General features: G+C 73.0%; 9 protein-coding genes. 2 read left to right on the top strand and 7 right to left on the bottom strand.

What is annotated here, in order from left to right:
* Nucleotides 1-1,362: ATP-binding SpoIIE family protein phosphatase (locus tag RH94_RS26270; protein ID WP_143204030.1), on the top strand; the 1,362-nt coding region annotated here is incomplete at its 5' end.
* Nucleotides 1,363-1,429: 67 nt separating this feature from the next.
* On the opposite strand, the gene RH94_RS26265 is transcribed toward RH94_RS26270, so the two are convergent.
* From RH94_RS26265 to RH94_RS26235, 7 genes are all read right to left on the bottom strand, one after another.
* On the bottom strand, nucleotides 1,430-2,665 hold the full coding sequence (locus RH94_RS26265; RefSeq protein WP_079189194.1) for an MBL fold metallo-hydrolase: 1,236 nt from the start codon (nucleotides 2,663-2,665) through the stop codon (nucleotides 1,430-1,432).
* Nucleotides 2,666-2,899: 234 nt separating this feature from the next.
* Complete coding sequence (locus RH94_RS26260; RefSeq protein WP_073950521.1) at nucleotides 2,900-3,466, bottom strand: hypothetical protein; 567 nt, start codon at nucleotides 3,464-3,466, stop codon at nucleotides 2,900-2,902.
* Between the two features lie 32 nt (nucleotides 3,467-3,498).
* Entirely contained in the window at nucleotides 3,499-4,248 is a 750-nt protein-coding gene (locus RH94_RS26255) for an SDR family NAD(P)-dependent oxidoreductase (RefSeq protein WP_073950555.1), read from the bottom strand.
* Between the two features lie 41 nt (nucleotides 4,249-4,289).
* Nucleotides 4,290-5,093 carry an SDR family NAD(P)-dependent oxidoreductase gene (locus RH94_RS26250; protein ID WP_073950519.1) on the bottom strand — a complete coding sequence of 268 codons (804 nt, stop codon included), beginning with the start codon at nucleotides 5,091-5,093 and terminating at the stop codon, nucleotides 4,290-4,292.
* An 89-nt stretch (nucleotides 5,094-5,182) separates the two neighbouring features.
* The gene (locus tag RH94_RS26245; protein ID WP_073950517.1) at nucleotides 5,183-6,580 is read right to left on the bottom strand and encodes an MFS transporter; all 1,398 of its coding nucleotides are present in this window, start codon (nucleotides 6,578-6,580) and stop codon (nucleotides 5,183-5,185) included.
* On the bottom strand, nucleotides 6,577-7,470 hold the full coding sequence (locus RH94_RS26240) for a polysaccharide deacetylase family protein (protein ID WP_073950515.1): 894 nt from the start codon (nucleotides 7,468-7,470) through the stop codon (nucleotides 6,577-6,579). The genes RH94_RS26245 and RH94_RS26240 overlap by 4 nt, the downstream gene beginning before the upstream one ends.
* Nucleotides 7,471-7,582: 112 nt before the next feature.
* Nucleotides 7,583-8,584, bottom strand: a complete 1,002-nt coding sequence (locus RH94_RS26235; protein ID WP_073950513.1) for an asparaginase — start codon at nucleotides 8,582-8,584, stop codon at nucleotides 7,583-7,585.
* Between the two features lie 202 nt (nucleotides 8,585-8,786).
* Here RH94_RS26235 and RH94_RS26230 point away from each other — a divergent pair, with 202 nt between their 5' ends.
* Complete coding sequence (locus RH94_RS26230) at nucleotides 8,787-9,902, top strand: LacI family DNA-binding transcriptional regulator (protein ID WP_073950511.1); 1,116 nt, start codon at nucleotides 8,787-8,789, stop codon at nucleotides 9,900-9,902.
* The last annotated feature ends 42 nt before the right edge of the window (nucleotides 9,903-9,944 follow it).

Raw genomic sequence — 9,944 nt, 5'->3', positions numbered from 1 at the left:
GACCAGGGCATCCACTCCCTGATCGCGGTGCCGTTGCGGGCGCGGGGCACGGTGCTGGGCACGGTGGACTTCTGGCGCGGACGGTCCACGGAACCGTTCGGCACGGAGGACGTGCCCTTCGCCGAGGAACTGGCCGCCCGCGCCGCGGTGGCCCTGGACAACGCCCGCCGCTACACCCGCGAGCACACCATGGCCGTCGCCCTGCAGCGCAGCCTGCTCCCCCGCGACCTGCCCGGACACGACGCCCTGCAGGTCGCCTACCGCTACCTGCCCGCCCGCGCCGGAGTGGGCGGCGACTGGTTCGACGTCATCGAACTGTCCGGCACCCGGGTCGCCCTGGTCGTCGGCGACGTGGTCGGCCACGGCCTGCACGCCGCCGCCACCATGGGCCGGCTGCGCACCGCCGTGCACAACTTCGCCACCCTCGACCTGGCCCCCGACGAACTCCTGGCCCGCCTGGACGACCTGGTGGCCCGCCTGGACCAGGAACACACCGCCCAGGACCACACCGGCGAGGAGGCGACCCTGACCGGCGCCACCTGCCTGTACGCCGTCTACGACCCCACCAACGGCCACTGCAGCCTGGCCCGCGCCGGCCACCCCCCACCCGCCCTCGCCCTGCCCGACGGCACCGCCACCTACCCCGACCTGCCCGCCGGCCCACCCCTGGGCCTGGGCGGCCTGCCCTTCGAGACCACCGAACTGCACCTGCCCGAACACAGCCGCCTCGTCCTCTACACCGACGGCCTCATCGAAGACCGCCACCGCGACCTCGACACCGGCCTGGCCACCCTGCGCACCGCCCTCACCCACCCCGACCGCACCCCCGAACAGACCTGCCAGGACATCCTGGCCGCCCTGCCCCCCGACCACGCCCGCGACGACATCGCCCTCCTCGTCGCCCGCACCCGCATCCTCGCCCCCGACCAGACCGCCCACTGGGACCTGCCCCCCGACCCCGCCGCCGTCGCCCGCCTGCGCGCCGACGCCACCGCCCAACTCCAGGCCTGGCACCTGACCGACACCGCCTTCACCACCGAACTCATCCTCAGCGAACTGGCCACCAACGCCATCCGCTACGGCCACCCCCCCATCCACGTCCGCCTCATCCGCAACCGCCACCTGATCTGCGAAGTCGCCGACGCCAGCAGCACCTCACCCCACCTGCGCCACGCCGCCACCACCGACGAAGGCGGCCGCGGCCTCTTCCTCGTCGCCCGCTACGCCCAACGCTGGGGCACCCGCTACACCCCCACCGGCAAAATCATCTGGACCGAACAACCCCTCCACGACACCAGCGAACCCCCACCCGACGACAACATCGACACCCTGCTCGACCAGTGGCCCGACACCACCCCATGACACCCACCCCGAACCCACACAGACCCGCACAGGCCCGCACAGGCCCGCACGGGTCCGGTGGGGCGTGTCAGCTCCTGCTGCCGCGCAGGGGCACCTCGTCGAGGTCGTCGCCCACGACCACCCGCCCGCTGAAACCTTTCTGCGCCCGCTTGCGCCACGAGGCGGCCGACACCAGCTTCTTGTCCGCGGGCACGATGTGGCTGAGCACCAGCGTGCCGACCCCGCAGCGCTGGGCCAGCGGCCCGATCTCCTTGACGTCGGTGTGCGAGACCTTCAGATGGTCCAGCAGCGGGGCGGGAATGCCGAAGTCGCGGTAGGCGTCGAGGTCGATGACCTCGTGGACGAGGACGTCCGCTCCGCGGGCGAGGCGCACGATGTTGTCGCTGAGCGAGGTGTCCCCCGAGAAGACCACCGAGCCCTTCGGCGTGTCGAAGCGGTAGGCGAAGGAGGGGAAGACGGGACCGTGCGGCACCAGGACCGCGGTCACCCGCACCGTGCCGTCGTCCATGACCAGGAACGGCTTCATGTCGGGAGCGGTCTTCCCCAGCGGGTCGGCACCGACGTCGGGCAGGTCGATCTCGTGCACACGGACCAGGTCCCGTACGTCCGGAACGCCGGAGTCGCGCATGAAGATGTTGGTGCTGTAGGCGAACGCCTCGATCTGCCTGTCCGTGAGCACCTTCAGACCGGGGGTCGGGTCCTTCGGGGCGACCGTCGGGGCCTCGCCGCCGCCGAACTTCGGGGGCAGCGCGCCGGCGGGACCGGGGCCGTAGACGTCGACGGCCTCGACGATCCCGTCGTCGCTGTCGTTCACACCGAAGCCGGCCAGGAGCAGGAAGTTGTGGTAGTCGGCGATGTGGTCGGCGTGCAGGTGCGTGATGAAGACGGACTTCAGGTTCTTGTACTTCAGTCCGGCGCGTCCGTACTGGGTGACCGCGGAACGGCCGCAGTCCACCAGGTAGACGCGGTCGCCGACGACCAGTGCCGAGGCGATGCCCGTACGGTCGATCTCCGGGGGCGGGCCGCCGGCGGTGCCCAGGAGGACGATCCGGTCGCCCTTGCCCGCCGCCCGGGCGCTGACCGCGGACGCCGCCGCGGGGGTGGCGGCGGCGGCCTTCGCGGGCCCCGCGCAGCCGGCCAGCGCCGCGCCGATGCCGCCGACCGCCACGGCGGCCGCCGAGGTGCCGAGGAAGCGGCGCCGGGAGGCGGCGGCCAGGTCGCCGTGCCCGTCGGAGCAACAGGGCGCCGCGCCGGGCGGCAGAGCGCCGGACTGGGGTGCGAGGTCCTGTGAACGTGATGCCATGCGACGACTCCCGGTGATCGAGGACGCTCCGCGGGACGTGAACGGACGGCAGGTGCGGAGCGGCCGAAGTGACGGCACCCCGTATCGTTTGAGCCCATACGATCTCGGGGTGGCGAAACGGTACGACGTCGACAGCGGTGACACAAGGGGTGGACGCGTCACGAAATGCTCGCGAGCGGTCAGGGGGAGCGCCCCCGGTCACGGCGGCTGTGGCGAGTGCGGACGTGACGACGGCTACCCGCGGGCCGCCTCGTGATGGTGGTCCGCCAGGTGCCGGGCCGCGTCGGCCGCGCCGGCACCGCGGACCAGGATCGCGGCCCCGGGCGCCGGACCGTCCGGGGCGCCGTCCAGGGCCGTCGCCCGTACGGCGCCGTACTCGATGTTCACCAGCAGGGTGCGCGCCCCGCCGGGGTCGGGCAGCGTGACCTCCAGCGAGGCGTCCGGTTCGGCCCGGGCCACGGCGGCGCACCAGACCGCGGCCGCGGCCAGGTCCCAGCCGCCGGGCACCTCGACGGGCACGGTGGCGTCCGCGCCCCGCAGCGGCCGCCAGCCCGCCGGCCGCGCACCGCGCTCCCCGGCCGCCCGCCACAGCGTGTCCAGGTCCGCCGCGTGCACGGTGCGGCCGACCCGGTCGCTGAGCAGGTATCCCGCGGACAGCCAGGGCCGGACCCGCAGTCCGGCCCCGCCGTCCAGGAGCCGGTCGGCCCGTGCCGCCCGGGCGGCGAGGACCGACCGGCTCGGCGGCGCCAGGACGTCCTCCCAGCGCGGTACGGAGCGGCCCGCGCCGCAGGCTCCGCACATCAGTGGCTCACTCTCCCGCTCCTGTCACCGGCTCACGGCATGACGTCGCCGCTGTTGGGGCCCAGGGTCTGCCCCACGTAGAGGTTGCCGCCCGGGTCACTGGCCAGCAGCACGGCGGTGGGGGCGACCTCCGCCGGGACCCCGAACCGGCCGAGCGGCAGTTCGGCCTGCTTGGCCTTCTTCCAGTCCTCGGTGATGCCGTCCACCAGCGGGGTGAACACCGGGCCGGGAGCGATCGCGTTGACCAGCACCCCGTGCGGGGCGACCTCCCTGGCCAGTGCCTTGGTCAGCCCGATGACACCGGCCTTGGCGGCCGAGTAGTGCACCAGCCCCTCACCCCCCTTGATGCCCAGCTGGCTGGCGATGTTGATGACCCGGCCGCTGCCGCGGGCCACCATGTGCGGCACCGTCCAGCGGCAGCACAGGAAGACGCTGCGCAGGTCGACCGCGATCATCTCGTCCCAGGTCTCGACGTCCATCTCGACCAGCGGGACCTCGGTGAGGATCCCCGCGGAGTTGACCAGGACGTCGGGCACGCCGAGCGAGGACACGCAGCTGTCCACCATCTGCCGGGTCTGCTCCGCGTCGGCCACGTCGACGACCGCGGTGGCCGTCTCCGTGCCCTGCGCCGCGTAGCGCTCGGCGAGGGCGGCGAGCCGGTCGGCGTCGCGGTCGGCCAGGAAGAGCCGCGCGCCCTCGGCCGCGTAGGCGTCGGCGATGGCCGAGCCGATGCCGCTCGCCGCGCCGGTCACCAGCGCGACCTTCTCCCGGAGGACTCCCATGTCGTTCACCTTTCCCTGCTGTTCCGTGTGCCGGCGCCGTGTCACTCCGGCCACCGGACCGTCAGACCGCCGTCCACGATCAGTTCCTGACCGGTGATGTACGCGGCGTCGTCGCTGGTGAGGAAGCGGATCGCGCGGGCGACCTCGTCGGCGTGACCCACCCGGCCCGCCGGGATGCCCCGGCCGGCCCGCTCCAGCCCGGCGGAGCCCAGGGAGTTGACCTCGTCCAGCGACTGCGGGGTCTCGATCAGGCCGGGGATGACGGTGTTGACCCGGATGCCGCGCGGGGCGAGCTCGGTCGCCAGCGACCGGCACAGCCCCAGCACACCGGACTTCGCGGCGGCGTAGTGGGCGTGGTCGTCCCAGCCGTACACCCCGCCGGCGATGGAGGAGACCGCCACCATGGCGCCGGGGCCGTCCATCACGGCGGCGGCGGAGCGGAAGGTGCGCAGCACGCCGGTCAGGTCGACCGAGAGCATGTCGTTCCAGGCGTCGTCGTCGAGGTCCGCGAGGGCGGCCCGGCGCAGTACGCCGGCCCCCGCGACGGCGATGTCCAGCCGCCCGTACGTCTCGACGGCGGCCCGGGCCAGGGCGTCGACCTGCGCGCTGTCCCGGACGTCGACCGCGACCGCGGTGCAGCGGCCGCCGGCCTCCTCGACCAGCCGGATCGTCTCGTCGGCGCTGTGCGGGTCCTTGGGGTAGAAGCCGACGACGCTGTCGGCCCCGGCACGGGCGTAGGCCACCGCCAGGGCACGGCCGATGCCGCTCGCGCCACCGGTGATGACGGCCACCTTGCCGGCCAGCCCGTCGTCGCGGGCCGGTGCGGTGTGCTCACTGGGGGACATGTTCTGCCTTTCGTGGGAATCCCGGTGCGTGGCGGGTGCGGGCCACCACGCACCGGGAAGCGGGGGAAGGGAGAGGGAGGAGGGACGGCTCAGGCCGCGGGCACCGCGGCCGCGGGGGCGGGCTCGTCGTCCTCGTCCTGGCTGACGTTGCGCGCGCCGAGCATCAGGACGCCGGAGAGGAACATCCCCAGGGCGCCCGCGACGAACGCGGCCGTGGTGGCGTTCGCGCCGAGGCCGATGATCGCGCTGAGCAGTGCCGAGCCGGCGACCGCGCCCATCGGGCCCATCACGTGGGCGGTGTTGGAGCCGATGCCCCGGACCCGGGCCGGGAACGACTCGCCCATGTAGAACACCATGGCGGAGTACGGGCCGAGGAGGAAGAAGAGCCCCAGGGCGTACATCGGGATGACGTACGCGGCGCTGTTCGGCCCGAACAGCATCGCCGTCATCACGACGCCGCCGATGGTCCAGCCGACGATGATGGTCGTCCGCCGGCCGATCCGGTCGCCGAGGTACCCGTGGGAGAGGTAGCCGAGGAAGCCGGCCAGGTTGGCCAGGATCAGCACGACCAGCGCGCTGGAGAACGAGACGCCCTTGCCGTCGGTGAGGATGGTGGTGCCCAGCACGGAGAAGACCTGGATGCCCATCCAGTTGAACAGCCACGCTCCGGACAGGCACAGGGTGTGCCGGCGCAGGTCCGGGGCGAAGAGCTGGCGCAGACCGGACTCGTTGTCCCGGCTGATGTCGAGGTCGTACAGCTCCGCCAGCCGGGTCGCGTCGGCGTCCCGCCCCTCCTTGCGCAGCTCCCGCGTCCGCTTCAGGGCGACGAAGGAGGGCGACTCCCGGAGCCTGGACCCGGCGATGAGGATGACCACCACCGGGAAGGTGGCGAGGAGGAAGATCCAGCGCCAGCTCATCACCGGCAGCAGCACGGCGGCGAACGCCGCCGCGAGCAGGGCGCCGACCGGCCAGCCGCTCTGCACCAGGCTGAACATGAAGCCGCGGCGCCGGCTCTTGCCGTACATCTCGTTGAGGTAGACGCCGTTGACGACCTCCTCGGAGTAACCGAGGCCGGAGATCGCCCGGACACCGATGAGGGAGGCTGCGCCGCCGACCAGCGCGGTGAAGCCGGAGGAGAGCGCCGCGCCCGCCGTGGTGACGATCAGGCTGGGCTTGCGGCCCCAGCGGTCCAGCATCGGCCCGACCAGCAGCGAGACGACGAAGGTGCCGACCGTCACCCCGGTCGCGATCGCCGTGGCCTCACCGGTGGTCCAGCCGAAGGTCTCGGATATCTTCGGCAGCAGGGTGCCGAAGAGCACGAAGTCGTAGACCGAGAAGACCCAGGCCAGGAAGCAGACCACGGTGGTGGTCCTGATGGTGCGCCGGCTGAGGGTCGGGGGGCCCTTGAAGAGGACCTCGTCCGAGGGGGCGCCGGAGCGCGGCCAGGCGCTCTCGTCGACTGTTTCCTGCTGCTGCACGGTGGTCATCTGCTCTCGCCCTTCTGACGCGGGTTGCGGGCGGCGAAGTCGTCCGCGATCTGGTCGAAGGTCACCCAGCGGACGCCTTCGTGGGAGTTGATGTGGTCGATGAGCCGCTCCAGCATCAGCAGCACCTGGGGGCGTCCGGCCACGTCGGGGTGGATGGTCATGGTGAAGGCCGCGTAGTCCATCTCCCGGTGCACCCAGTCGAACTGGTCGCGCCACATCTGCTCGATGTCACGGGGGTTGACGAAGCCGTGGCTGTTCGGGCTGGCCTTGATGAACATCATCGGAGGCAGGTCGTCGAGGTACCAGTTGGCCGGGATCTCGATGAGGTCCGTCTCCTGCCCCCGCACCAGCGGCTTCATCCACTGGTCGGCCGACTTGCTATAGTCGATCTTGGTCCAGGAGTCGCCGACCCGGACGTAGTACGGCTCGAAGTCCCGGTGCATCAGCGAGTGGTCGTACTTGATCCCCCGCTCCAGCAGCAGTTCGTTGGTGACCGGGCTGAACTCCCACCAGGGGGCCACGTATCCGGTGGGACGGCGGCCGGCGCGGGTCTCGATCAGCTCGATGCAGCGGTCCAGGACCGCGGCCTCCTGCTCGCGGTTCATGGCGATCGGGTTCTCGTGGCTGTAGCCGTGGACGCCGATCTCGTGGCCGGCGGCGACGCAGGCGTCGAACTCCTCGGGGAAGGTCTCGACGGAGTGGCCGGGCCAGAAGAAGGTCTGGGTCAGGCCACGGCGCCGGAACAGCTCCAGCAGGCGCGGTACGCCGACCTCGCCCGCGAACAGGCCGCGGGAGATGTCGTCGGGCGAGTCCTCACCTCCGTAGGAGCCGAGCCAGCCGCCGACGGCGTCTACGTCCACACCGAAGCCGACGAGGATTTCCTTGGGCATCGAACATCTCCTTGCTGATGACGCGGGGGATCTGTGCGGGTCTGGGAGGGATGGGTCTAAGGGGGAGTAAGGGGGGTGGTCCGGGGGCGGGTCGCGACGTGATGGGGACGGGTCAGGAGCCGGCCCCGGGCAGTGGGTCCCGTCCGGCGAGCCAGGCGCGGACGAGTTCCTGCGGCGACCGGCCGGGTACGGCGCTCGCGGCGGCCAGGAGCAGCCGGGCCTGCCAGGGGCTGAGGTCGTCGGCGAAGACGGCACCGACCCGCTGCAGTTCGGCGCCGCCGCCGGCGTAGAGGGGCGCGACCGGGCCGGAGTGCACCCGTGAGCTGATGAGCACCGGACGGCCCGCCGCCACCGCCTCGCCGACCGCGTCCACCAGATCGGGTCCGGCGTTGCCCGCGCCGACCGCCGCCACCACGACCCCCGCGGCGCCCGCCGCCAGGCTGGCCCGGACGAACAGTCCGTCCGCGCCGGGGTAGGCCGGCACCACGTCCACCCGGGGCAGTTGGGGGAGGTCGAGGTCGAGGGGGAGCCGCGGACTCGGACTCGGCCGCCACAGCGGCACCACGCGCCCGTCCGCCACGCGGAGCGCCGGTCCGCGCCCGGGTGAGGTGAAGGCGTGCGCCGACATGGTGTCGCTCTTGCGCACCCCGCGGGCGGCGAAGGCGAGGCCGTCGAAGACCAGCAGCGTGCCGTGGCCGCGGGCCGCGTCGTCGGCGGCCACGGCGAGGGCGTCACCGAGGTTGGCCGGACCGTCGGCGGCGCGGTCGTCGAACGGGCGCTGGGCACCGGTCAGCACGATCGGCCGCGGGTCGTCGAAGGCGAGGTCGATGAGGAAGGCGGTCTCCTCCATCGTGTCGGTGCCGTGGGTCATCACCACCCCGTCGGCGCCGTCGCGCAGAGCGGTGCGCACCTCTCGGGCCAGCGCCAGCAGGTCGGCGGTGTCGAAGGCGTAGCTGCCCCGGGTGATCACGTCCCGCGCGCCGATCTCCACGTCCGCCGGCAGCGGACCGGCCGACGCGATCAGCTCCTCCGCGAGCACGGTCGCACGGCGGCCCTCCGCACCGGACCGGCTCGCGATGGTGCCGCCGGTGGCCACGACCTGGATACGGCGCATGAGCCATCCCTTCGCAATCGATTGCGACGAGGCTATGCAAACGATTGTTATTGGTCAATGGGTAGCCGCACACTTGTCTGGCCGGGAGGTTGCGGATGTGCGAAGCTCAGGGGCGCGACGACGGCGGCCGGCCGTCGGCACGCGGAGGATCCGAGAAGGCTCAGGCAGGCCCCACAAGGGCCGAGGAGAAGGGATACCGGGAGTGGCTCGGCAGGGAGCACGGGCGGGAACCGGCACACACACCGGTCGTGTCCCGGTCACACTCGCCCAGATAGCCCGGCAGGCGGGGGTGCACGTCTCCACGGTGTCGCGGGCGCTGAGCACGGACGAGGACGTACGGGGCGGGGTCGCCACCGAGACCGCCACGCTCATCAGGACGCTGGCCGAGGAGCTCGGCTACCAGCGGGACCCGGCCGGAGCGGCGCTGCGCACGGGCCGCTCCCGGATGCTGGGCGTGCTGGTCCCGCGGCTGACCGACATCGTGCTCGCCACCGTCTACGAGGGGATCGACGCGGCCGCCGCGGCCGCCGGCTACCACACCGTGGTGGCCAACACCAGCGACGATCCGCAGCTGCAGCGGCGCCGTGCCGACGCGCTGCTCGCCCGGCGCGTCGACGGCCTGGTGCTCGGCGACGCCCGCTCCGACTCCGACCTCGTCGCCGAGCTGGCACGTCAGCGGATCCCCCTGGTGCTGGTGTCACGCCGGCTGCCGGGCCGGGTGTCGGTGACCACCGACGACCTGCTCGGCGGACGGCTGGCCGGAGAGCACCTGCTGGACCTCGGCCACGAGCGGGTCGCGGTGGTGGCGGGCGAGCCCTACGCCAGCACCGGCGCCGAGCGCACCCAGGGCTTCCTCGACGCCTTCGCCGAGGCGGGCCTGCCGGTGCCGGAGAGCCATGTCGTCTCCTCCCCCTTCGACGTGCCCGGCGGCCGGGCCGCGGCCGAACACCTGCTGAGCCTGCGGCCGCGGCCCACCGCGATCTTCGCGGTCAACGACTTCGCCGCGATCGGCGTGATGGCGGCGGTCCGCGACGCCGGACTGCTGGTCGGCCGGGACGTGGCGGTCGTCGGCTACAACGACGTCCCGCTGGCGGCGGCCCTCCCGGTGCCCCTGACCTCCGTGAGCTCCCCCATGTACCGGATGGGCGAGCTGGCGGCGACGACCCTGGTGAACATGCTGAACGGCAAACCGGGCCGCTCCCGCCGTCTGCGGCCCACCCTGGTGGCCCGCGCCTCGACCCTCGCCGGCGGACCGCTCGACACGGACGGCACAGGCGGCACGGGCGGCACGGGCGGCACGAACGGCACGAACGGCTGACAGCGCCCGGCCGGTCCCGGGCGACGAGCGCCGCTGCCGCCC

The organism is Streptomyces kebangsaanensis (assembly GCF_001906585.1).
Taxonomy (GTDB): Bacteria; Actinomycetota; Actinomycetes; order Streptomycetales; family Streptomycetaceae; genus Streptomyces; species Streptomyces kebangsaanensis.
The sequence above is the reverse complement of the archived record's forward strand: the minus strand, read 5'-3'. Positions and strand labels throughout refer to the sequence as shown.